Raw genomic sequence first — 24,991 nt, forward strand, 5'->3', positions numbered from 1 at the left:
CAAAATGAAATTAGATATATTGGCTTTCGGAGCCCACCCGGATGATGTAGAGTTGGGATGTGGTGCTACCCTGGCAAAAGAAATAAGTTTAGGAAAAAAAGTCGGAATTGTTGATTTGACCCGAGGAGAATTAGGAACGCGGGGTTCTGCTGAAATCCGGGATGAAGAAGCGCGTAAAGCAGCGGAGATATTAGGCGTTACGGTACGGGAAAATCTGAAGTTCCGTGATGGCTTTTTTGTAAATGATGAGACACATCAGTTAGAGATTATCAAAATGATCCGAAAATACCGCCCGGAAATTGTATTGTGTAACGCTATTGATGACCGACATATTGATCATGGAAAAGGGAGTAAATTGGTTTCCGATGCGTGTTTCCTTTCCGGATTACGACGTATTGAAACGGAAGTAGAAGGAGTGTTACAGGAAGCCTGGCGTCCTAAAGTGGTGTATCATTACATTCAATGGAAAAACATTACACCGGATTTTGTTGTGGATGTAACCGGATTTATTGATAAAAAAGTAGCAGCTATTTTGGCCTACGGATCGCAATTTTATGAGCCGAATTCAAGCGAACCGACAACACCGATTGCTACTAAAAACTTTTTAGACAGCCTGCATTATCGCTCGCAGGACCTGGGAAGACTAATCGGAACGGATTATGCGGAAGGATTTACAGCGGAAAGATATTTGGCTGTCAGTAGTTTAGAAAATTTGATGTAAATTTTTTTAAAAAATGCTTGCGTGATACGGAAATTGCCGTATATTTGCACCCGTAATCAAATGGTGATTGTAGCTCAGTTGGTTAGAGCGTCGGATTGTGGTTCCGAAGGTCGTGGGTTCGAGACCCATCATTCACCCTGAAATTCAAAAGCGGTCTTAAAAAAGACCGCTTTTTTTATACACTTAAGTGAAGCCCTGTAATTAAAGTTAGCTTCTGACTTCCCTTCATTTCTTCTTTTTGACTTTCAATGTCCTATGTGCTCTAAAAAATGATATTTAGAAATCGGTAACTTGCATTCAGTGAAATATAACTCCGAAAGCTTTTAGAAATAGCTTTGCTGTTTTACACTATTAACATATCTGCCTAAAGAATTTAATTTTTATCTGCCATGAAAAACTATCTGAAACATATACGGTTTTGGACAGGATTTAGTTGCCTGTTTTTATGTATCGCTTGTGAACCGGAAACATTTGAAGAAAAAGAACGGGATTCCGATCCCAATACTTCGATCTTCTTCAAAAAACTTACGCTGGAGGAGTTACGACAACAGCATCCGGTTATGGAAAAACTGGAAATTGTAAAAACAGATTTTCAGAAAAGTAATCAGAAAGGTAATTCGATATCAGCATCGGATTATGGTTTTACAGTTAATACCGATGAAATTACCTATATCGAAAACGGAGAACAACATTCCTATACTTTTTTGATTACAAGAGATAATCCGATTTCAGAAGTGGAAAACCTGGTGTTGGATTATGATAAAGGTCAATATAATGCCTATCTGGTGACTTATGAAGCAACACCGGATAAATTAGCCGCTACGGAAGGTCAGGGACATCGGGTAAGAATCGTTGCGTTATCTGATTTTAATCTGTTGTTAGCCAACAGAAAAAGACAGAATCCTTGTGTTACTGTAATAAAGAAAGCGGTTGCCTGGAACGAACTGGGGCAGGTTACGCATAGTGAATGGATTGAAGTAATTGATCAGGATTGTGTAAATCAGTCAAACGGCGGAGGACAATCAAACAGTTTTTCTTCATCCGGCGGCCACGGCAGTTCATCCGGTGGAGTTAGTAACGGCGGTTGGGGCGGTTGGATGGGAACGGGTTTTAATACCGGAGTTTACGGTCCGCCGCAAGGAGGAAGTCATGATGGTTATACCGGAGGAAATACGATTGGACATTCAGGAGCTGCCGGGTCGGCTACTACCGATTTTACTATAGGCGTTACTAATCCGTTGCCGACAATAAATAATAATGGGAATTCAGGAGGGCATTCGATACTAACGAAGCCGGTATTTAATTTAAAGTTTGGGTTGTATCTCAAAAACTTTAAAAATAGTATGCAAACGCTCGTTCCGAATCATTTATGGTGGCGAAGTGCCGAAGGAAAAGGAATTATCCAGTACTTGAAAGAACATTTTGATAATCAAACCGGAACTATAGATACAGAAACATCGGAGTTTGCGATTTGGGCAGTTCAATATTTGGAATCCCATCCGGAAGTGACCTGGGAACAGTTTGAAAATTGGTTTTTGGGTGAAGTAGAAGGGAATGATGGAGATTATGATAGTGAATTTTGGGAAAATCCGAATCTTACTTTTCAGCAGCAACAGTTGCCAACCTATCCGGTTTTTTTTGAAGCTTTTCCTAAAAAACAAAATGGAAATACCATTCGTAATATGCCCAATAATGAGGTGTTTCAATTGGTTGGAGGATCAATGTTAAGTAGTCACTTATCAGGAAATCCGAATTATAAAAATGCATGTGCTATAAGAGGTTCCAGAGCATTAAATTATTCCGGAATTAATATAGGTATTGTAAAGCATAATGGTGTACAAAAAACAGAAAAAGGAGATGATCTTAAGAATTATATACTATCAGCAACTGCTTTTAATGTATGGATGCATAAAACTTTTGGTGAACCAACTTATAGATTGTCGGGTTCTCAGGTTTCAGATAAGACTGCTGTTGTATCGTTTTTAAAAGGAAAAACAGGACTCTATACAATACTAAATGCAAGTCCGGGTATAGCGGCTATTCGGGTCATGTTGACCTAATAACAGATGGTAAGTGCTTGGGATCGGCCAGTGCTAACCCGAAAGGAGGAATCAAAATAATAGAAATATGGGAGTTAAAATAAAATGCATGAAAAAAAGAATTCTAATGTTGATCGTTTTGTTGCTGTTGCCATTGGTTATGTTTTCGCAGCAAACCGAAACGATTAATGGAATAAAATTTAAGGTGACTAATCAGCGACTCTTTCTAAAAGATGAAAAGTTGTTTGCAGTATATAAAAACTATCTTGATTCTAAAGGAAATTTTCAGTTCGGACATATTATTGTAGCAAAAAGGAATGATAGTCTTTTTATCACAGGTAAACTAAAAACAGATAAAAATGGAAAGATAGTTTGCACGGAAAAGTATAATTACGGAAATCTTTTTTTAAAAGATTCAATTCAACGTATATATAGAATAAACAAAAAAAATAAAGCAGTGCTAAAAGAATACAAAGAGTTTTATCAAGGGGTACTTATAAAAGATTTTATACCGGATAAACGGAAATGATTAGAATCCTTTAATTAATCTGATTTGTAATATTTTGTCAGTTTTGTTATAATTGTTATTTGTTTGTTGTTTTTTTAGTATTTTAGATGTTAATTTTTTAAGTTAAATTAAAATTCTGTTGAATGGGAAAGTATAAAATCGAGATTAAATGGGCGTTTATTTTTATTATAATGTCCTTATTATGGATGGTTTTAGAAAAACTATGTGGACTTCATAGTACACATATAGATAAGCAGCAATACTTGACAATGCTTTTTATGATTCCGGCTATTTGGGTCTATGTTCTGGCGTTAAAAGATAAGAAAAAAAAGGACTATGGCGGAATAATGAGTTTTAAACAAGGTGTTATATCCGGATTGATAATCACATTAATTGTAGCTCTTTTTAGTCCGTTGACACAGTGGATTATATCCTGTATCATCACACCGGAATATTTTCCGAATGTTATCGAATATTCCCTTAAAACAGGTTATCATAAAACGAGAGCAGAAGCAGAAGCTTATTTTTCGCTTGAAAATTATATGAAACAAAGTGTTATTGGTGCTTTGATGATGGGATTAATTACCACTTTAATTGTTGCCTTTTTTGTACGTACTGGAAAACCAAAAGACTAATTATAAATAATAAAACTATGAAAGTAATAAAACTGATTATTTGCCTGATTTTCGGACTCATGTTTATCAATGCCGGGCTTAATAAATTTCTAAATTATATGCCTATGGAAGAGATGACAACAGAACAAATGAAAATAATGCAGGCCTTTATAGAAATAACCTGGTTAATGCCTTTAGTAGGTGCAATTGAGATTATTGGAGGATTTCTATTTATTTTACCTAAAACAAGAGCTTTAGGTGCTATTGTTATCCTACCGGTTATGGTGGGGATTTTGTGCCATAATATTACTTTTGAACCATCTGGGATTATTATTGCATTACCATTTTTCTTGATCAACTTATTGGTTATTGCTGACAATTGGAAAAAATACAAACCGATGTTTTCCTGATAATTGTAGTATTATAATATCAAAAATCCTCTTATATTAAAAATACAAGAGGATTTTTATTTAAAGCCATGGTGCTACCTACTTAGTATCCTCAGGGCGGTCTTTTATTTGTGAGGCTTTTAAATGAACCTTTTTTCCTTTTTTGTTTACATAATACTTTTCGTTTTTATTATTGATGTAAACATCAGTTCCATCCGGAGCCATCTTACCTTTCCATACTTTATCCGTGATCTTGGAGGTTCCTTTTACAGCTACTTCAGCAGTTTTATCACCTACCTTTTTCGCTGTTTTTTCAATTTTATCACCTACGCTCTCTTTTTTTTCCTGTGCTTGAACCGTTTGGAAAAAGACAGTGGATAAGCCTAGAAATACTACAGTTAAAATGCTGCTTCTTTTCATATCATTATTTTTAGAGGTTACAAGTTTTAAGACAATCTTAGAATTCCTTTGGAATTTCAGGTAGTAAGGATACTATAAAGATAAGTAATAAAATACTAATATATTTATTATCAGGCTTTTTTTGAAGTCGTACGTTTAATAAAACTGTTATTTTTTATAAATGTATTTGTCATTTTAAAAACCGGTATAAATAGGTCGTTTTTAATTACTAATAATTCAAAATAATGGCTGGAATTAGATAAGACATTAATATTGTACCACGTTCTTAATAAATCTCATACTTGTAATTATTTTGGTAAGTTTTTTGTATTGATGAGGAAGGGATGTTAGAAGAAATGGTAACGATTAACATTTTGTATTTTGAGATTTTACAATTTGTTGTCGGCATTGATTTAATAATTAGCAAAAAGAATTTCTTTTTATTTTCCTTCCCCTCATCAATATATTTTTGTAAAACTACAAAATTGTATTGTGTATCAAGTAAATAGTATCTTGAGCAGTACTAATTTATATTGTATATAGGGTACACAAAAAAATCCCTGACCATTAATATGAGCCAGGGAGCAAATTATAACCTCGAGGGTTTTTGTATTACAGATATGAAATACCTAGTTTACAGAAGAAACCGATTTTCTATATTCTGAAGGCGTAATGCCATGATGCTTCTTAAAAGACTTAATAAAACTTTCATTCGTATTGAAGCCTAGAAAATCATATACTTTTATATTTTCTTTACTCTTCGTTTGTAATAAAACAGTCGCTTTGTCCATTTTTTGCATCAAGAAATATTTTTTAGGAGACATCCCGTAAATCTGTATAAAATGTCGCTTAAAGGTGGATAAACTAAGGTTACACATTGAAGCTAATGTAGCTATACTGATGTTTTTATATACATTATTCTCCACAATTTGTTGGATGGTTGACTCTTGCTGACATATTAAATTAATAAACCAGTTTATTTTTTCCGGGTTCTGACTAAATAGATCTAACATAAACTCTTCAAATTTTACAGAACAAATATTGTCCGGAGCATTACCGTGGGTAATATAATTTAAAGAGGGTAACAGGCAATTTTGAATAAAACTACTCTTTGTACACTCTATATGGTTTTTTAAATATTGTGAGGTACGATCCTTCTTAATTTTTTGAAAATCGGGATATTTTAATAAAAAATCATTGAGGATTTTGTTATTAAACATGATAAATATCCCTTCTATAAAATCACCGTCTTTTCTGTTGGTTTCACAAACAAATTGGGAACCGTTTGAAAGTATTACGAAATTATTTTCATTAAAAGTAATAGTATTCCTCTTGGTAACAATGCTTTTGAGACCATTTATAGGAAATAAAATCAAATTATACTGTAACTCTATTTTTATTTTCGAAATAGAACGTTTTGATTGAAAATGTACTATCCGAATATCATTTACTAAATCATTAGTTAAACAACAAGCTGTCTCTCTTGAATTAAATACACGATCCGCCATCATAAGGATATATAAAATTAAACATGATTCGGTACGGAACACATTGACAGAAATTATATTGCTTATTACTACTGGCTTGTAATAAGTTTATTGAATTTCGACTAACAATGCGAACAGCACTATTTTCTGAGGCATTCATAGTTAATAATACTGTGGGGGGAGACAAAAAACAGAAAAAATACCCTGTTTTATAGCTGTATTATTGTAATTAGAGGAGTAAAATCAAACTTGGGGTTTGTTTTATTTGTAACAAAAATAAATAAAAAATAATTTAAAATCACAAATATGGTGATAAATTTGTTTGAAAAGTTTTTAAAATGATCATTTTGGTAAGTAAAATAGGGATATTGGCAGCTTTTTTATTTGTCTTTAAGTGATAAAGAAATAAATCAGGAATTTATAGAATAATAGTTTATTATCCTGTACAAAACGATTGAATTTTATGATAACAATCAAACTCATCTTTTCTTTGCTGTGGATTTCTGAAAATACTATTTAGGAAATCAGATTTCAAATTAGCCAAATAATAATCTTTTTAATTACCAGAAATATTGATTTGAAAAATTAAAAAAGTTTCAAATGAAAAAAAATGTTTGAGTTAGTTTTTCCATTTAGGAATAGTTTATTTTTTTTTTCATATTTAATCTAAAAATGTATTTATTTCATTTTTTGCCGGTGTGGTTAGCCGGCTTTTTTTATTACTACAGGACTTATATTGGGGTATTCTATATAAGTAAGAAGAAGAATTTAACAGGATTTTATTAATTAACTTTTGGGTCAGTAACCTCGGAATCCTTAAATTTAAGGGATTAGAAAAAGCGATATAATCAAACCCCTTATTGACAATATAATCTACCAAAATAAATATGAAAACAATTATAGTCGCCACTGATTTTTCTGCGGAAGCCGAAAATGCTACGCAATATATCGCAACTGCTGTTGCCGGTAAAGATTACCGAATTGTATTGTATCACCTGTATAATACATCTATTCATGCTCAGAATGCCCGATTGTCGGCCGGAGAAATTGATAAAATGTTTCAGGCTAAAAAAACTAAAGTAAACGAAAAAGCTGCTGTTATAAATGAAAAATATAAGGTAGAGGTCCTCTCACATGTGGTACCCGGTAATTTTTACGATGAGCTGATCAATAGCATACAAAAGTATGATGCTGAACTGGTCGTAATGGGAATGGCTGAAAGATCGATAGAACAGGATCTATTAGGAAATACAACGACAGCAGCTATCAGTATGCTTAAATTTCCGGTGCTAAGTATTCCTTTAGGAGCGGAATATAAAGGAATAAAACACATTCTTTTTGCCTGCGATATAATCAGAGGTGTACACAAAATGATTCTGGACAGGGTAAGAGAAGTGGCTTCCGATTATAAAGCCACGGTTGAGGTGTTCCATATACGGGAAAAATCAGAAGAAATTGCCCAATCGGAAGAGCATAATAGTACAATGGAAGAAACACTTTCGGATGTGCATCATACATATAAAAATGTACAATCTTCGGAAATCATTAAAGCAATACGGGATGAAATTGAAGCTTCGCAAACCGATTTATTGGTAATGGTTCCCTATAAATATGGCTTTTGGGACTCAATGGTACATAAAAGCAAAACCAGAGCAATGGCATCCGGTAACAAAGTACCCTTATTATCATTGCCGTTATAACACAATTTAAAGAATAGGTTAAATTTAGAATAGAGCGTGTTTATTTGAGAAACAAGCTCTATTTTTGTATAGTGAAAAAGTTATCCGTATTCATACTTGTATTCCTGATTAGCCTGAACAATTGCTTCCTAGTGCAATTGTTTAAGGTACCGGTGTTGTTTCAACACTTTGAGGAACATCAGGCACATAACGGAAGCTTAGGATTTGTCGATTTCCTGGCCATGCACTACTGGGGAGATGATATCAACGATTCAGATGATGATCGGGATATGCAATTACCGTTTAAAAAAGTAGATCATCATGTACCTAATCTTGTCTTTATCCCGAATCGTATTACCTATACAAGCTCAGTATGTATTGTACCGGATACTTCCCGGTTAAAAATAACATACAATAACGAGCTGCATTCTAACCCTCATTTGGGCGCTTTATTCCGACCTCCAATCGTATAACTTCTTTATCGGATTAAAAAAATACCGTAGATGCATTTTTTGTGTCTGTCGGATCATTTACTATATATTCTAAAGAAGTCATGCTTAATAAAATAATTCAATTTTCAGTTAAAAATAAACTGGCAATTGGAATCTTTATGCTACTGTGGGTCATCTACGGTACCTACGAAGTTACCCGATTGCCAATTGATGCTGTACCGGATATTACCAATAATCAGGTACAAATTATTACAACAGCGCCGTCCTTAGGTGCCGAAGATGTAGAACGCTTGATTACCTTTCCGATTGAACAGGCGATCAGTAATATTCCGAAATTAAAAGAAAGCCGAAGCATGTCCCGTTTCGGGTTGTCGGTTGTAACGGTTGTTTTCGATGAAAAAGCCGATGTTTACTGGGCTCGCCAACAAGTAACCGAACGCTTGCAACAGGTTAGCATTGATGAGAATGCCAACCAACCGGAAATGGCACCGGTAACAACCGGATTAGGTGAAATTTATCAGTATGTACTTAAACCACAGCAAGGATACGAAAATAAATATTCCCTGGCGGATTTACGTACAATACAAGATTGGACGGTTAGAAGACAATTGCTAGGTACGCCTGGAATTGCTGACGTATCAACTTTTGGAGGGAAATTAAAACAGTATGAAGTTGCAGTTAATCCGTCGCAGCTTAAAGCTAATAATCTGACAATCAGTGATGTTTTTACCGCGCTTAACCGGAGTAATCAGAATACCGGTGGGGCTTATATCGAAAAAGGACCTACGGTTTCGTATATCCGTAGCGTAGGATTGGCCCGAAATATAACGGATATCGAAAATATTGTAATAAAAACAACACAATCGGGAACACCGGTTTTGGTTAAAAATATAGCGGAAGTAAAACTTTCGTCAGCCATTCGTTACGGCGCTTTGACTACCGATGATCGAGGGGAAGCTGTAGGCGGAATCGTAATGATGTTAAAAGGAGAAAATGCGAATAATGTTATCGAAAATGTAAAAGCAAAAGTCGCTGAAATTGAAAAGATACTGCCCGAAGGTTTAAAAATAGAACCGTTTCTCGATCGGACTAAAATGGTGGATAATGCTATTGGTACGGTGGAAAAAAATCTAATTGAAGGGGCTTTGATCGTAGTATTGGTATTGGTTCTTTTTTTAGGGAACTTAAGAGCGGGACTTATTGTAGCTTCTGTTATTCCGTTAGCAATGCTGTTTGCAATCAGTATGATGAATGCTTTTGGCGTTAGCGGAAATCTGATGAGTTTAGGGGCTTTGGATTTCGGACTTATTGTGGATGGAGCCGTTATTATTGTTGAAGCTATTTTACATCATCTGCATACCTCAAAAAAATACAAAGGACGTGACCAAATCGTTCAGAGTGAAATGGATAATGAAGTGACCGGATCGGCTTCCCGTATGATGAATGCTGCTGTTTTCGGACAAATTATTATCCTGATCGTATACCTGCCGATTCTTTCTTTACAGGGAATTGAAGGCAAAATGTTTAAACCGATGGCGCAAACTGTGGCCTTCGCTATTCTGGGCGCTTTTATTTTATCATTGACTTATGTGCCGATGATAAGCGCACTTTTTATCAGTAAAAAAGTGAATCACCAACCGAATATTTCGGATAGAATTATGATGCGCCTGGAAAGCGGATATGAAAAAATACTTTCCCGGGCGTTACATTTTCGTAAGAGTGTTGTAGCTGTTGCATTGGGATTATTTGCTATTGCGGTCCTAATGTTTACCCGAATGGGAGGTGAGTTTATTCCGCAACTGGAAGAAGGTGATTTTGCCGTAGAAACCCGATTACTCTTAGGAACAAATCTGACAACAACAACGGAGACTATTCAGAGAATTGCTGTAGCATTAAAAGAACAGTATCCTGAAGTAAACCGTGTTGTATCCCGAATCGGTAGTGCTGAAATTCCAACGGATCCTATGCCTATTGAAGGAGGAGATATGATTATCGTTTTAAAAGATAAATCGGAGTGGACAAGTGCTTCGTCTTTTTCTGAACTGGCCGAAAAAATGACGGAAACCGTTCAGGATGTAGCACCGGGCGTAACCACCGGATTTCAGTTTCCGGTTCAAATGCGGTTTAACGAATTGATGACCGGTGCAAAACAGGATGTGGTTTGTAAAATTTACGGTGAAGATCTGGATAAATTGGCACGTTATGCTGAACAACTGGGAACGATAAGCCGTAGTGTAAACGGAACTGCCGATTTATATGTGGAAAAAGTAACCGGAATGCCGCAAATCGTAATTGATTATAACTGGGCGGAAATGGCGAAATACGGCCTTTATGTACAAGATATCAATCGAACGGTAAATGCTGCTTTTGCAGGTGCGGTAGCTGGTAATATTTACGAAGGAGAAAAACGTTTTGATTTGGTCGTTCGGGTTAATGATGCCGGCCGTAAAGATATTAATGATGTAAAGAATCTATTAGTGGCAACGCCAACGGGAACACAGATACCGTTATATCAGGTTGCTTCGGTTCAGGAAATTGAAGGACCTAATCAGATTCAACGGGAGGATGCCAAACGACGTATTATAGTTGGCTTTAATGTCAGAGGCCGCGATGTACAGAGTATTGTAAACGAACTACAACAAAAAGTAAGTGAAAAAATCAAATTCGATCCGGGCTATTATGTAACCTATGGTGGCGCTTTTGAAAACTTGCAACAGGCTAAAAGCCGATTGGGAATAGCAGTACCGGTGGCTTTGATTTTAATTTTCGGACTCTTGTATTTCGCGTTTAAATCGTTTAAGGAAGGAATTATCATTTTTACTGCAATACCGCTTTCGGCAATTGGCGGAATATTAGCGCTGACACTAAGGGATATGCCGTTTAGTATTTCGGCCGGTGTCGGGTTTATTGCACTGTTCGGTGTTGCAGTTCTGAATGGTATCGTACTGATATCGGAGTTTAACCGTATTCAGAAGTCAGGTGAAATTACCGATCCTTTTGAACTGATTATTTCCGGAACGAAAAACAGATTACGTCCGGTATTGATGACAGCTGCTGTGGCTTCTTTGGGATTCCTGCCGATGGCGCTCAGTAACGGTGCCGGTGCTGAAGTACAACGACCGTTGGCTACAGTCGTGATAGGTGGTTTGTTAACCGCTACATTATTGACCTTATTTGTACTTCCGGCTATTTATTTGATGACCTATCACACTAAAATATTTCGAAAAAAGATGAAAAAAAAGAATATAGCTACAATAACAGTTTTGCTACTGACATTTTTGTTTGCGGATGAATTACGAGCTCAGGAAATAGTTCCGGTTACGTTAGACGGATCTGTAGCAGTTGCGATAAAAAATAATAAACGAATCCAATCAGCGCGATATAATGAACAATCGAAAAACTGGTTGCGTCAATCGGCTTATGATATCCCGAAAACAGCTGTTGATATGGATTACGGACAGTTTAACAGCAAGTTTAATGATACCCGGTTTGGAGTAAGTCAGACCTTTAATTTTCCAACGGTTTATATCAGACAAAAGAAGGCCTTAACGGAAGGATACCGGGTTGCTCAGGTTCAAACGCAATTAACGGAGCAGGAGTTGAAAGCTCAGGTACGCCACTGGTATTACGAATGGATATGGTTGCAACAGAAAAAAGAACTGCTGCATTATGCTGATAGTATTTATCGTTTGATGGAAGAGAAATCGGAGCTTCGTTTTAAAACCGGAGAAACAAATATCCTAGAAAGAAGCGCTTCACAGTCGGCACGCCAGTTTTATACCAACCAATTGAATATGATTAATCAGGATATTACAATCGCTCTGAAATCCTTTAATGCTGTCTTACAGGATAGTATCGCTTATACTCCTAAAATGACCAACATCAAAATGGAAGAAAAAGGAGTAGTCGAAAAGCAAACTGTAGAGCATCTTCCGGCAGTACAATTATGGCAACATGAAGCGGAAGGAGCTCGTTGGCGCTGGAAGACGGAACGGGCCCGAATGTTACCGGATATCACTTTAGGATATAATAATCTCAGTATTACGGGTTTTCAAACGAATGCTTCCGGTCAGGAAACGTATTATGATACCGGATCCCGTTTTAATTATGTTAACGCCGGTATCAGTGTACCGCTTTTTTTCGGGAGCCAATCAGCTCGCAGTAAAGCAGCAAAAGCAGAGTGGCAACACTACACTGCTCAGGCTGCTGCTGTAAAAGTAGAATTGAGCGCACGATTGGACAATGCGGTTAAGGAACTGGAAAAATTTAGAGAAAGCCTGAAATATTATGAATCGCAGGGATTGGCTAACGCAAAAACAATTATCGATGCTGCTAATAGTCAGTTAAATAACGGAGATATCGATTATCTGCAATGGGTGTTGGTCGTTAATCAGGCCATTACCATTAAAAATGAATACCTGGACACGGTCAATAATTACAACAAAGCTGTGATAACGGTACAATCTTTAAACAATCTGTAAAGCAATGAAAAAGAATATAATTTCCTCAGTAATATTGACACTTTTATTACTGATCTCTTGTGGTAAAAAAGAAAAGGAAACGGAAAAAGCAACCTTAACAACTATTCCGAATAGTATAAAGTTAACTGCGGAACAACAACAAAATGCAGGAATAGCAATTGGTCAGCCAACAGAAAAAGAATTGAGCGGAGTACTGACGTTACAAGGTTCTGTAGTTGTACCGCCGCAAAGTCGGGTAGATGTAACATTCCCGCTTGGCGGTTATATCCGGAAGACAAATGTGATGCCGGGTATGCATGTAAAAAAAGGTCAGGTATTAGCTGTAATCGAAGACATGCAATACATTCAATTACAACAGGATTACCTTACTGCAAAGGAGAAATTTAATCTGGCGGAAATGGAATTCAATCGGCAAAAGGAATTAAACGCTAAAAAGGCGAGTAGCGATAAAGTATTCGAGCAAATCAGTTCCGAACGCGAAACACAGCGGATTGCAATGACATCTTTAGGGCAGAAATTAGCCTTATTAGGAATCAATACGTCACGTCTTACCACCGCTACATTGAGTAAAGCGATAACAATTGTTTCTCCGGTTAACGGATTGGTTTCGAAAGTGAATATCAATATCGGAAAATACATTGCACCAACGGAAATGCTTTTTGAACTGGTTGGAATGCAGGATGTCGTATTGTCTTTTACTGCTTTTGAAAAAGATGTTCATGATTTAAAAATCGGTCAAAAACTGGAAGTATTTACAAATGATAAACCGGATCAGAAGTACAAGGCAACTATTGCTTATATCAATCAATCTCTTAATCAGGATCGGGCGGCTGAGGTAATCTGTAAACCGGATGCGTATCAGTCGGAACTATTGCCGGGACTATTTATAAACGGTACTGTTCAAATACGTAATAAAAAAGCATTGGCCGTTCCGGAGAGCGGTGTTGTTGACTGGAAAGGTAAAAAATATGTATTTAAAGCGCAGGCTGACAGTCAGTTTGTTATGATTCCGGTTACAGCAGGAATTGTTCAGGATGGACTACAACAGATTGTCTCAGATAAGATTGGTTCAACGACCAGAGTAGTTACACAAAATGCCTATACCTTATTGATGAAAGCTATGAACGGCGGAGATGAATAGGGAATAAGAGAAGAAAGAGGAAAGAAGAAAGAGGAAAGAGGACAAGGATTGTGAAAACCCGTCGGGATGAATGCCTGACGGGTTTTTATTTTAAGTAGTCGGATGAAAAACAAGTGCCGTCAGTTTTTCTAAAAAATAACGGGCAGCCTTTTTCTGATAAGCATCCTGATGAGTAATGATCATTGCACGGCGTGTCATTTTAATAGTATTAATGGATAAGATGGCCAGTTCCTTATCAAATGCGACAGTTGTTTTGGCCAGAATAGTATACCACTTTCCCGATTTGACCAAATCCAAAAGCGTAGGAATGTCATTGATTTCTACCGAAATTTGAGGATGAATATTATTCTTGGCAAAAATATCGCTTACAAATTTTCGGGTACTGTATCCGGCTGCGGGTAATACAATCGGTAAATCACTGATTTCCTTTAAATCGATTGATTTTCGGGTCGATAACGGACTGTTTTTGGCGGCTACCAAACATAACGGAGATTCGAAAAGTAAGCTATAGGTAAGGTTTTCATCGGCTACAATTTCCTCAAATGCCAATACCAAATCCAATTGTAAACCAATCAACTTGTCGTGTAATTCTTCCGATGTCCCGAAAACAACTTTAACTGAAATATTGGGGTAATCGGCAAGAAAAGCAATTAGAGCCGGTGTAAGCAGATGACGTAAGCCATAGGTCACCCCAATGGACAAATCGCCGGTTTTAAGATCACCGAGATCTTTTAATAAAGTAAGACCGCTATTGGCTTTATTAACGGTTTGCAAGGCATAACTGTAAAAAAGAGCACCGGCTTCGGTAAGAGTGATCCGTTTCCCGATTCGGTTAAACAAAGGGGTATCAAGCTCTATTTCCAATTGTTTGATTTGTTGGGATAGCGTACTCTGACTAATGTTGAGTGCTTCGGCGGCCGCGGTAAAATTAAGCAGCTCTTTGGCCTTTATAAAATAACGAAGTTGACGAAGTTCCATTCTTAAATCGGTTTTATCGATTGATATTATAGAAAAATAGCGTTTTACAAATTTATAATTTATCCGGAACTTTGTAGTGTTAAATGTTGTAAAGATGAATATGTTCCGGTCACTTAAGTATAGAAATTTCCAGCTTTTCTTTTATGGACAATCAATTTCTTTATTGGGAACCTGGATGCAAAAAACAGCGGTAAGCTGGCTGGTTTATAAGCTTACCGGATCGGCTCTTTTATTAGGACTGGTTACGTTTGCGAGTTTGATTCCTTCATTGGTGTTATCTCCATTTGCAGGAAGTTATATCGAAAAACACGATCGTTTTAAGATATTGGTAAAAAGTCAGATCATTTCGATGATGCAAGCCGGAACACTGGCAGTACTGATTTATTTCAAAATATACAGTATATCGGCATTAGTGTTTTTAAGTCTGTTACAGGGAATTATCAATTCGTTTGATGTAATTTGCCGACAAACGCTGATGATGGATATGGTCGGTAAAAAAGAAGATTTACCCAATGCCATAGCGTTGAATTCGACCATGACAAATCTGGCCCGTATTATAGGTCCGGCATTAGCAGGACTGGTGCTCGGCTCTTTAGGCGAAGATTTTTGTTTTATCGGTAACTTTGTAAGTTACATACCGGTACTGTTCTGTTTGTACCGTATGGACATAAAAATAACCGAAAATACAGAACAGGAGAATTATGTTTGGACCGAATTAAAAGAAGGTTTTGATTATCTGGTTCATGAAAAAGATTTGATCAGTTTAATAGTATTACTTGCGGTAAGTAGTCTGATTGTAATCCCGTTTAATACGCTGATGCCGATATTCGCAAAAGATATATTTCACGGAACGGCAGGAACCTTTAGCCTGTTTGAAAGTGCCATCGGATTAGGAGCTGTAATGAGTGCGGTTTATATGGCCAACCTTCAAAAATACGACCATATTATTAAGATTATCATCGTTTCGGGCTTTATGTTAGGTAGTAGTGTTATGCTTCTGGCGGGTTCTGAATTAATTCCGGTGACTGTCGTTTTATTGATCGTAAGCGGAATCGGGATGATGGCACAAACATCGGCTATTAATACCTATATTCAAACCCATGCGCATCCCAGCATGCGATCCCGTTCGATCAGTTATTATATTATGGCCTATCAGGGATTGATCCCGGTTGGTAGTTTACTCGCCGGTGTTGTAGCAGAAACGATCGGTGTACGGCTGACAGTTGTTTTACAAGGATTGATCGGACTTATAGCGGTTCTGGCATTCTACTTATACTGGAAGCGTATGAAAACCAATAGTATGATTAAAGAAAACGTTTTTATAAAGCATTAATTAAATAAGAAATGAAGATTATACCACTTAAGGAAGGTACTTTTTGGGCTAGTAAAAAGAAAGAATTTACGTTAATCGACACTAATTTTGATCAACCGGTTGAGCCCGGATCGTTAAAGATGGCTGTTTGCCCGTTTCTGATTGAACTTCCGGATGATCTGGTACTAATCGATACGGGATTAGGTTGGAAAGAAAACGGTAAATCGGTTCTGATTTCATTAATAGAAGCCGCCGGATATCAACCGGAACAAATCACAAAAGTATTGCTAAGTCATCTGCATAAAGACCATACGGACGGATTGGGTTTCTTTACTGAAGAAGGCTACAAAACCTATTTTCCTAAAGCAACTGTTTTTTTACAACAACGTGAAATGACATACGCTTTGTCACAGGAAAATAGCTATTCATTTGATCAGCAAACATTAAACGCGATTAAAGATTTGCCGAATTTAGAATATATGAATGCAGATAAAGGAACAATCGGCTCATATATCACTTACGAAGTTACAGGAGGACATTCTCCGTATCATCAGGTGTTTTGGATAAGGGAAGATGAAAATATTGCTTTTTTCGGGGGTGATAACCTGCCACAGGAAAGCTACTTGAAATACCATATTGCATATAAAACGGATTTTGAAGGAAAAAAAGCGATGGAATTACGTCAGATATGGGAACAGGAAGCCAGAGCGGAAGGATGGAAGCTATTGTTGTACCACGATCTGGAAAAACCGATAGTAGAATTATGATATATATGGTAACTGAGCGTATTATTTAGCAATGTATGAATTGGATAGCGAAGTATATTTATGCATTGAATCAATAGTCCGATAAGAATCAATAGTTACAAATTATTTAAAAGGAGCTTTATAAAACGTAAGGCTCCTTTTTGTATTTTAGGTCGGCTATAAATAAGAACCTTAACGTTTAGTATAGATAAGATGAGAAAAATTATTTGCGGATTTAGTTGCTTTTTACTGTTAGGTTGTGGTGGTTTTGGTTCGAAAACAACAAAAGATATTGTGATGGATTATTATCACAAAGGAAAATTAAATGGCGCAGTACTGATAGTGAAAAATAATCAGGTTATTTGTGATACTGTGTTGGGTTATTTGGACTTTAAAACAAAAACGCCGTTACAAAAAGAAACCCCGTTTTATATTGCTTCGCTGGCAAAACCGATTACAGCTCTCGGAATCGTATTACTCCAACAGGAAAACCGATTGGCATTTAACGATAAAGCGAGTCAGTATATTAAGGATTTGCCGGCTTATTTAAAGGAAGTCACAATTCACCAGTTACTCACGCATACATCGGGAGTTTGCGATTATGAAAACGGTTTTTCCGGGAAAAAAGGACTTACCAATCAGGAAGTCATGCAATGGTTAAAAAGTCAGAAATTACAATTTACACCGGGTAGTAAGTATCAATATAGTAATTCGGGATATATTATGCTGGCTTTGATCATTGAACAGATAACCGGAAAATCAATGAAAGCATTTGTTGCTGAAAAGATATGGGAGCCTTTAAAAATAGAACATTCATTTGTATATGATAAAACAACAAACAATATTCCGGATAGGGCAATTGGTTTTAATGAAGAAAAAGAATATGACGATTACAATTGGTTAACTGTAGGTGACGGAGGAATTTATGCCACAACAGGTGATTTGTATAAATTGGATAAAGCCTTGCGAAACGGTTCATTACTCAACAAAGAAAATGCGGAATTACTATATCATCTTCCGGAATTATCCGATGGTAAAAAAGGACCGTATGGTTACGGCTGGTTTGTAGAAACGGATAAAAACAGCAAAATTGCAATGCATACCGGCGGACTGGCGGGTTTTAGAAGTTTGTTCTGGCGGGATTTACAAAATAATAGCACAATCATAGTTTTAACCAATCAGGGCGATGCTTTTCCGGTTTATAACTTTTTGGATAAAATAACGAAAAGCCTTTAAAAACCGGACTTTTTTTGATTTTGGAATTAAAAAAACAAATGGTTTATTTTGTCAATAAAATAATGATAGAACCATTGATATAGAGTGCTTTAATGGCTATTTTTAATAGATAAACCTAAAAGCATTAAATATGATTTCAAAATTAAAAAGCTTGTTCCTGGTTGCTATAGTAGCCGGGTTCACTCAAAGTTTGAGCGCACAGGATATCAGAGTTGGTGTACATGCCGGATTTCCGGTAGGGGATGCTTCCGATGTTTCCTCGTTTAATTTAGGAATAGACGGGGCTGTTTACTTTTATAAAGTAAAAAACTTCCTGGATCTGGGTATTGCTACCGGTTATTCCCGTTTCTTCGGTAAAACGGAAACGGTGTACGGTGTGGATTTTACCTATGATGATTTTGGCTACATTCCGATCGCAGCTTCCGGTAGAGGAAATTTCGACCACAGTATTTTCTACACGGCTGATATCGGATATGGAATTGGTTTAAATAACGCTGATGGCGGACTGTATTATCAGGGTAAAATCGGTTGGACGAAAGATAATTTTGATCTTTTCGGCTTTTATCGCGGAATATCCGATAATATCAGTGTGGCCTCTATCGGTGTAGGTGTCGCTTATAAGTTACACTAATGCCACTAAAATTGTATCTTTTAAACGCTGCCGGGAAAAACGGCGGCGTTTTTTTATTATTGTTGTAAACATTCCGGGTTACGACAGAAATTGACTATTTTCGGACAAGAAAAATACCTTAAAAGGAAAATACAATTGACTAATTTTGATGAATAGTAGCACTGTAAAACAATTGGGTAAAGTACTGGATTTTATCGAGCAAAATCCGGATGAAAATATAACAATAGAAAAAGTGGCTGCCATTGGAAATTATTCGCCGTATCATTTCCATAGATTGTTTAAAGCCTATACCGGCGAAACAATATTAGAATTTAGTAACAGGAAACGCCTGGAAAAAATCGCAGCCTTATTGATTCGGGATAAAAAGCTTACAATTTCCGAGCTTGTTTTCCGGTATGGATTTTCTGATAATGCAGCACTGACGAAAGCGTTTAAAAAGCGGTATGGAATAAGTCCGTCTGCATTTCGTAAGTTAAGTTCCAGTCAGTATGATAAAGTAAAACAAAGCAAGAATGGACAAACTTTTGAAGGGCTTGAATCCTACATTTGTCGTATCGAAACTTTAAAAAACAAAATGATGAATACTAAGATCACAATTCAACCGATCGAGCCGTTGCATATAGTGGCAGTAAATCATATCGGAGTGGATAATCTGGATGCTGCTTTTACTACCATTATCAATTGGTCGGTGGAAAATGAAGGGATCGATCCGCAAAAAATGGAGGTCATTCGTATTTATCATGACAGTTTTAAGATTACTGCACCGGAAAAAGTCAGAATGGAAATAGGCGTACGGATAAACCGGGAAGTTAAACCCGAAGCCGGGATTTTTTATAGGCTATTGGAACCGGGCGAATGCATCACCGGAGATTTTGAAATGGATCCGCAGGATTTTGAAAAAGCCTGGTCGTATTTATATATAATGATGAATGAAAACGGATATACACCAACGGAAGCTTTACCGTTTGAAATCATTCGAAATAATTATAAGGAGCATCCTGAAAAGAAAATTATTGTAACGCTCTATATCCCGGTGAAACGAAAACAATAAATAGCGGAAAAGCGGATTTTAAAAGGTTTCCGTTACTTCAAAACGTAAGGTTTCTTTTGTATTGGGATGTATAAATTCAAGATAAGCAGCATGAAGATGCAATCGATTGGCGGCCGTACCATACAAATCATCGCCCACAATAGGTGCATTTAAACCTGCTTCATGAGCGGCATGCATCCGTAGTTGGTGTGTTCTTCCGGTGAGCGGCCAAAAATGTACACGGGTTGTATCGGAATTACGTTGTACAACTTTCCATCGCGTCACCGCTTTTTTACCGAATTCATAGCAAACCAATTGTCTGGGTCTGTTTTCTAAATCAACACGTAACGGAAGTCGGATTTCCCCTTCTTCCTGTTCAACACTATTCGATAATAAAGCTGTATATCGTTTGATCACCGTACGTTTTAAAAATTGTCGTTGAATATGTTTATGCGCTTCTTTAGTCTTGGCGACGACTAAAAGTCCGGATGTTGCCATATCCAAACGATGAATAATCAGCGGTTCAACAGGAAGCAACAGCGATTTTAGTCGGGTATAAACCGAATCCTGTATTTGAATTCCCGGTACCGATAATAACTCGGCCGGTTTGTCGACCACAATTAAGCTATCATCTTCATAAACGATTTTCAGTGTTGTATTTTCACCTAAGTTGATTAAAAGCGGATTTTCATCCATCGGAATGCCGTCTAACATATGCTTTAAAATAGGCTGGCATTTTCCCGTACAGGCCGGATAAAATTGCTTGTGTTTCCGGATATCCGATTTCGGAGAAGTTCCCCACCAGAATTCAGCCATAGCCAAAGGTTCATAACCTTGAAGAAAAGCATATTGCAATAATTTCGGCGTTGCACATTCTCCGGCAGCGGCAGGTGGTTTTCCAAATGCGGTTTCGCTGAAAATCGCTTGCAGACTTTTCGTTTTACCGCCTTTATTCAGAAAGGAATACTGTTCGAAAAGTTGTTGTTGTAAGGCAGCCGATTTTTCTTTGCGTTCTTTTTTTAACGCTTCAACATGATCTTCAACATGAGCAATTCCGGATCGGGTTTCCGCTAAAAGTTGTTTCCATCGGGTAAGTACAACCTGTAATTCCCTTTTATCCCGTAGACTTTGTTTGATTAAGTCAGATTCGAAAAGTATATATTCCGCTTCGGTTAAAAGCGTTTTTTGTACTTCACGGTCTTTTTTCCGATTGTCTTTATTGGTTTTTACCTGTTTTTTAAAAGCGGATATTTCAGTTTCCGATTGAACGGTAAATTGTTCCAGATCCGATTTCAGTTTGTGATAATCAGGACGGGATAATAGGATATCAATTTGTTTATTGATCTGATTTAAGATCGTTTCTTCTTTTAAGAAAAAACTGTTTTCAAGTAACATATCAAAAACGGGCGGAACAAATTTCGGATGTTGATTTGTACCGGCCAGTTTACCGGAAAAGGCAGATAAATAACCGATTTTTCCGTTGGTATCGCGAACAATAAGAACACCAAACATTTTACCGATCACTAAACCCTGCTGATTTTCAATAAGTCCGAAATTATGATCCAGATCCGTTTGGGTTTCCAGATAATCCTGTAATTCGGAAGCGGCAATTTGAGTCAGGGGATGCGGTTCATAGTAAAACGGAAAGGTAAATCGTTCCGGTAATGCTATGCCGTTTAGTGTACTATCGGTAAAATACGTAATTCTATTTTGGGTGTCGTTGCCCACATTTTGTGTTTTGATAATGCGAAATTAGAGCTTTTCAGGCTAATGAAAGGCATAACGGTACACTTTTATTCTAATTGACGTATATAGAGTAAGACGTTTTACAGAATACCGAACCGATTCAACCAAAAACCATCTCCCTTAGAAGATGGTTTTATTAAAATAAAGAAAATACGTTAGCGTTCCGATCCACAAAAGTAAAGTAAGCAGAAAGAGGAATTTAAAAGTAGGATCAGCCTTTTTTCTATGACTTCGACCTGGTTTTTCTTCCTGTGGATACGAATCATCATAACCAAACAGCCTTTGTTCCGTTCTTTTATCTGTAGTTACTGGCCTGGATAAAGTTGGAATGGTACTATTCGTACTGTATTGACCGGCAGTAGTTATAAATTCCCGTTGATTTTCATGATAAGTCTGCTTGACTTGTTCCGGTTTTTTTCCGGATTTTAACTGTTGAATAAACTCGTCTGTCTTTTTTAAAAATGCAGCATAGGTCTGATTTAATTTCTCTAAATCGGTTTTAGAATTTTTAATCCGTAATCCGTTTTCCTGATGTAATTTTTCATTTTGCTCGATTTGAGCTTTATAGTTTTCAATTACATTTTTTCGGTTCTTTTCCAGCTTTTGCTTTTCGGTTTCAAGATCGCGGATATAGGTTTCTATTTTCTGTTTTCGTTCTTCCTCGAGATGCGCAAGCTCTTCTTCAAATTGTTTGACATCACCTACGTTTTGGATAAACTTAAATATCGCTTTCCGGTTTACGAATTCCGCAATTTTTTCATCGGAAGTAAAATAAATGGCATCGTACACCTGTAACAAATCGATAGATTGTCGAAACAATTGCTGTAATCGGTGTGTATTGGTTTCTGTATAAACAACCAGATTTTTGTCGGCAGTTCCGATAAAATTTAAAGGTTCGATGTCTTTTAACTGAAAACCGATTTTGTCAAAATCCTTTGGTTTACTAACACTAAAATTATCAGAGTGATTTACCATAATGATGTTGTTCTGTACATTTTTGCGTGCCAGATCTTTATGGAACTCGTTTAGCAGTCGTAATGTCAGATTTTCATCGGCAATTTTACCCGTAAAAAGAAGACTCGATCCGATAAAAGTACCGCCTCTGTCGGAATGTTGTTCTTTAGCATATGTATAAATGGTATAGGCAATGGCCGTATGTCCGCCTCTGTTTTCCTTTCGGATGCTATAAACCGTACTATCGGGAAAAAGTTGTATGGCATCCGTTTTCAGATCAAATGTTTTTACGTTTGGAGCTCCATCCGTATTTCCGGAAAAAAAGCTTTGTTTAAAACCGTTCGGATTGCCAAAAGTGCCAAAGGCTATAAGGTTGATAGTGTTGCTCATTGATTGTTCAAACTGAATTTTATACGTTCCCAAAAAGTTCCTTCATAGTCCAGATCGTATCCTACGATACTGCTGTAAAGCCATTTCGATACAATTTCGGCTGTGGTCAGACTTAATAATTCGATAGTTTCTGTTCCGTTATTATTGTTAAGATTCCCAATGGTGTAATAGGTTTTACTTAAACCATAAGTATCAATACGTTGACTCGTCATACTTAATCGTTCATTGATAAAAGTATCCAGTTCATCGGAATTGTCGACATCGATTCGCCCGGATTTATCCCATTTGGAAACAACCAGAATTACATTGACGGATTTTAAATTTTTACCTTTTCGTTCCAGTTCATCTAAAAATTCATTGATCAATCTATCATCTTTATGCGCCGTATCATAACTGGTCACAATAATAAAAGACAGCGGAATATTAGCATTCAAATACGCTTCGATACTACTGTGATAATTTCCGCCACGACGGATTTCATTATGATTTTCACCGGAAGTTTCTAAAAATGTCAGGTTAATAGGCGGTACTTTTTTAGACTTATTATTCGGTTCAAATACCAGATCAATTCGGGTAACCTGATCACGGGTTGTTCGGTTCGGTAGGTTGCCGCGTCTAAGATCTTCAAAAAAGTCGGCTAATAAAACCTGTGCTTCTCGGGTATTCGGTGTGCCTAATTTGGGACGTAAAACACCGGCCTGTGAACTCAGATAATACAACATGGAAGATAATATCACTGATTTTCCCGATTCGGCTGTTCCGAAGAAAAAAACAAAATTACTGTCCTTATTTTTGATCTCATGTCCGGTAGGTTTGGCTATCGGAACAAAAGTGTCGTTTGCGGTCTTATAAATGGGTTTCAGTGAAGTATCATCACCAAAGGACAAAGGTTTTAAAGATTCGTTTTCGTTATTCATGGGATTAATTATTTGGGATTAAAGTTCTTCCGCTACGTCTGGAAGTAAATACACTGTTACCGCCATTATTTCCTTTGCTTCCGGTGCTGGTTACCAGTAAAATAATAATCACGATTACAAAGTCGAGCAGAATACATCCGGCCAGTACAACAAACTGATACATGCCGAAATTGGTAATCGCGTGTTCAAATGCATAACCGATTTTTCCGACATCCTGTGTTTTGGAAAATACGGGTTCGAACTTAAATTTATTTTCACCCAATACGGTATGCGCCCGGCTTCCCAGTTTATTGTATTCGGATAGCGATTCGTCAATTAAACCCTGTGAGAGATCGTCTTTTTCTTTTTTGGATAATAAAAGCAGGTCCTGGATTCGTTTGTTCCACTTTAATACGGCGTTATTGATATCGGCTTTTAATTCTCTTTCGTCTGGGGAAAGAGTAAGTAACATATTGTCAATTTGTTTCCCCATTCGTTCGGCTAAGTCGTCATAATCGTTACCAACAGGAGTAAGATAGTCGATTTTTTGCCCTGTTAGTTTTTCGAGATCTTTAATCAATACTTGTGCCCGTGGACCAATTCCTTTCTTGGTATCTTTTATTTGTTCCATCAATTGTTTCTTTTTAATCTCAATTTTTTGGAGTGTTTCTTTTGATAGATTGCCATAGTCTAACTTGGATTGAACATCGGTTTCCAGATTGTTAAACTTTTCATTGATTTCGCGCAATTCGGTCGTGTAGATATCCGTTCGCATAAAACGGGTGTAGAGCGCGTTAAAATTGGCAATAAAACAAAAGGATGCAATAAAAATATAGATCCATAATAAATTGGAAGTGGGTTTGCCTTCGGATTTCGCCGATCGTAACATCCAACATAAAAAGAGTAATAAAAGTGAAAGAACTAAGGCGATCACAAAGGATGCCGGACCGAAAATTTGTTGTAAACCAAGCCAGGTTTGGTAAAAACTGACACTGATTAATAAAACGGCAAGTATCGCCAGAAATAAGTCGGTAACTGTAATGGATTTTTTGCTCATATGCTATTGTTTTGATGAATATTGAATATGCTTTATCGGTTGTAAACTTAGAATGGTATTTATGGGATTCCTTACGGATTTCCGTAATCGGTGTTTGAAGCGCTT

Annotated in this window: 21 protein-coding genes and 1 tRNA gene; 15 read left to right on the plus strand and 7 right to left on the minus strand. The window is 36.9% G+C overall.

Features of this window, described 5'->3' with window-relative positions; translation table 11 throughout:
• Positions 1-4: 4 nt before the first annotated feature.
• The 6 genes from bshB1 (at position 5) to NOX80_RS10455 (ending at position 4,292) form a co-directional block, all read left to right on the plus strand.
• Positions 5-721, plus strand: a complete 717-nt coding sequence (bshB1, locus tag NOX80_RS10430; RefSeq protein ID WP_256549717.1) for a bacillithiol biosynthesis deacetylase BshB1 — start codon at positions 5-7, stop codon at positions 719-721.
• A 62-nt stretch (positions 722-783) separates the two neighbouring features.
• Positions 784-859, plus strand: a tRNA-His gene (locus NOX80_RS10435).
• A 251-nt stretch (positions 860-1,110) separates the two neighbouring features.
• The gene (locus tag NOX80_RS10440) at positions 1,111-2,781 is read left to right on the plus strand and encodes a T6SS effector amidase Tae4 family protein (protein ID WP_256549718.1); all 1,671 of its coding nucleotides are present in this window, start codon (positions 1,111-1,113) and stop codon (positions 2,779-2,781) included.
• A gap of 88 nt (positions 2,782-2,869) precedes the next feature.
• On the plus strand, positions 2,870-3,289 hold the full coding sequence (locus NOX80_RS10445; protein ID WP_256549719.1) for a hypothetical protein: 420 nt from the start codon (positions 2,870-2,872) through the stop codon (positions 3,287-3,289).
• A 122-nt stretch (positions 3,290-3,411) separates the two neighbouring features.
• Complete coding sequence (locus NOX80_RS10450) at positions 3,412-3,903, plus strand: DUF4199 domain-containing protein (protein ID WP_256549720.1); 492 nt, start codon at positions 3,412-3,414, stop codon at positions 3,901-3,903.
• A 17-nt stretch (positions 3,904-3,920) separates the two neighbouring features.
• Positions 3,921-4,292 carry a DoxX family membrane protein gene (locus NOX80_RS10455; protein WP_256549721.1) on the plus strand — a complete coding sequence of 124 codons (372 nt, stop codon included), beginning with the start codon at positions 3,921-3,923 and terminating at the stop codon, positions 4,290-4,292.
• A gap of 78 nt (positions 4,293-4,370) precedes the next feature.
• Here NOX80_RS10455 and NOX80_RS10460 read toward each other — a convergent pair whose 3' ends face one another.
• Both NOX80_RS10460 and NOX80_RS10465 read right to left on the minus strand, forming a co-directional pair.
• The gene (locus tag NOX80_RS10460) at positions 4,371-4,691 is read right to left on the minus strand and encodes a hypothetical protein (protein ID WP_256549722.1); all 321 of its coding nucleotides are present in this window, start codon (positions 4,689-4,691) and stop codon (positions 4,371-4,373) included.
• Positions 4,692-5,299: 608 nt separating this feature from the next.
• Positions 5,300-6,181: a helix-turn-helix domain-containing protein gene (locus NOX80_RS10465; protein ID WP_256549723.1), complete on the minus strand. Its 882-nt coding sequence runs from the start codon at positions 6,179-6,181 to the stop codon at positions 5,300-5,302.
• A gap of 863 nt (positions 6,182-7,044) precedes the next feature.
• On the opposite strand from NOX80_RS10465, the gene NOX80_RS10470 reads away from it, so the two are divergent.
• The 4 genes from NOX80_RS10470 (at position 7,045) to NOX80_RS10485 (ending at position 13,910) form a co-directional block, all read left to right on the plus strand.
• The gene (locus NOX80_RS10470; RefSeq protein WP_256549724.1) at positions 7,045-7,857 is read left to right on the plus strand and encodes a universal stress protein; all 813 of its coding nucleotides are present in this window, start codon (positions 7,045-7,047) and stop codon (positions 7,855-7,857) included.
• Positions 7,858-7,988: 131 nt separating this feature from the next.
• Positions 7,989-8,309, plus strand: a complete 321-nt coding sequence (locus tag NOX80_RS10475) for a hypothetical protein (RefSeq protein WP_256549725.1) — start codon at positions 7,989-7,991, stop codon at positions 8,307-8,309.
• A gap of 80 nt (positions 8,310-8,389) precedes the next feature.
• Entirely contained in the window at positions 8,390-12,769 is a 4,380-nt protein-coding gene (locus tag NOX80_RS10480) for a CusA/CzcA family heavy metal efflux RND transporter (protein WP_256549726.1), read from the plus strand.
• 4 nt (positions 12,770-12,773) lie between these two features.
• The gene (locus NOX80_RS10485; RefSeq protein WP_256549727.1) at positions 12,774-13,910 is read left to right on the plus strand and encodes an efflux RND transporter periplasmic adaptor subunit; all 1,137 of its coding nucleotides are present in this window, start codon (positions 12,774-12,776) and stop codon (positions 13,908-13,910) included.
• Between the two features lie 90 nt (positions 13,911-14,000).
• On the opposite strand, the gene NOX80_RS10490 is transcribed toward NOX80_RS10485, so the two are convergent.
• Entirely contained in the window at positions 14,001-14,888 is an 888-nt protein-coding gene (locus NOX80_RS10490; protein ID WP_256549728.1) for a LysR substrate-binding domain-containing protein, read from the minus strand.
• Positions 14,889-14,982: 94 nt separating this feature from the next.
• On the opposite strand from NOX80_RS10490, the gene NOX80_RS10495 reads away from it, so the two are divergent.
• The 5 genes from NOX80_RS10495 (at position 14,983) to NOX80_RS10515 (ending at position 19,864) form a co-directional block, all read left to right on the plus strand.
• Positions 14,983-16,221: an MFS transporter gene (locus NOX80_RS10495; protein WP_256549729.1), complete on the plus strand. Its 1,239-nt coding sequence runs from the start codon at positions 14,983-14,985 to the stop codon at positions 16,219-16,221.
• An 11-nt stretch (positions 16,222-16,232) separates the two neighbouring features.
• Positions 16,233-16,967: an MBL fold metallo-hydrolase gene (locus tag NOX80_RS10500; protein ID WP_256549730.1), complete on the plus strand. Its 735-nt coding sequence runs from the start codon at positions 16,233-16,235 to the stop codon at positions 16,965-16,967.
• A 192-nt stretch (positions 16,968-17,159) separates the two neighbouring features.
• Positions 17,160-18,182 (plus strand): serine hydrolase domain-containing protein, encoded by a 1,023-nt coding sequence (locus tag NOX80_RS10505; protein ID WP_256549731.1) that lies wholly within the window; start codon positions 17,160-17,162, stop codon positions 18,180-18,182.
• Between the two features lie 130 nt (positions 18,183-18,312).
• A complete protein-coding gene (locus NOX80_RS10510; protein ID WP_256549732.1) occupies positions 18,313-18,813 on the plus strand; it encodes a hypothetical protein in 501 nt (166 codons plus the stop codon).
• Positions 18,814-18,961: 148 nt separating this feature from the next.
• On the plus strand, positions 18,962-19,864 hold the full coding sequence (locus tag NOX80_RS10515; protein WP_256549733.1) for an AraC family transcriptional regulator: 903 nt from the start codon (positions 18,962-18,964) through the stop codon (positions 19,862-19,864).
• A gap of 18 nt (positions 19,865-19,882) precedes the next feature.
• On the opposite strand, the gene NOX80_RS10520 is transcribed toward NOX80_RS10515, so the two are convergent.
• From NOX80_RS10520 to NOX80_RS10535, 4 genes are all read right to left on the minus strand, one after another.
• A complete protein-coding gene (locus NOX80_RS10520; RefSeq protein ID WP_256549734.1) occupies positions 19,883-21,571 on the minus strand; it encodes an RluA family pseudouridine synthase in 1,689 nt (562 codons plus the stop codon).
• Positions 21,572-21,709: 138 nt separating this feature from the next.
• Positions 21,710-22,933: a hypothetical protein gene (locus tag NOX80_RS10525; RefSeq protein ID WP_256549735.1), complete on the minus strand. Its 1,224-nt coding sequence runs from the start codon at positions 22,931-22,933 to the stop codon at positions 21,710-21,712.
• Positions 22,930-23,850 carry a hypothetical protein gene (locus tag NOX80_RS10530; RefSeq protein WP_256549736.1) on the minus strand — a complete coding sequence of 307 codons (921 nt, stop codon included), beginning with the start codon at positions 23,848-23,850 and terminating at the stop codon, positions 22,930-22,932. The genes NOX80_RS10525 and NOX80_RS10530 overlap by 4 nt, the downstream gene beginning before the upstream one ends.
• A gap of 4 nt (positions 23,851-23,854) precedes the next feature.
• Positions 23,855-24,886, minus strand: a complete 1,032-nt coding sequence (locus NOX80_RS10535; protein WP_256549737.1) for a hypothetical protein — start codon at positions 24,884-24,886, stop codon at positions 23,855-23,857.
• Between the last annotated feature and the right edge of the window lie 105 nt (positions 24,887-24,991).

Origin of the sequence: Flavobacterium cerinum (genome assembly GCF_024496085.1) — a bacterium.
Classification (GTDB): Bacteria; Bacteroidota; Bacteroidia; order Flavobacteriales; family Flavobacteriaceae; genus Flavobacterium; species Flavobacterium cerinum_A.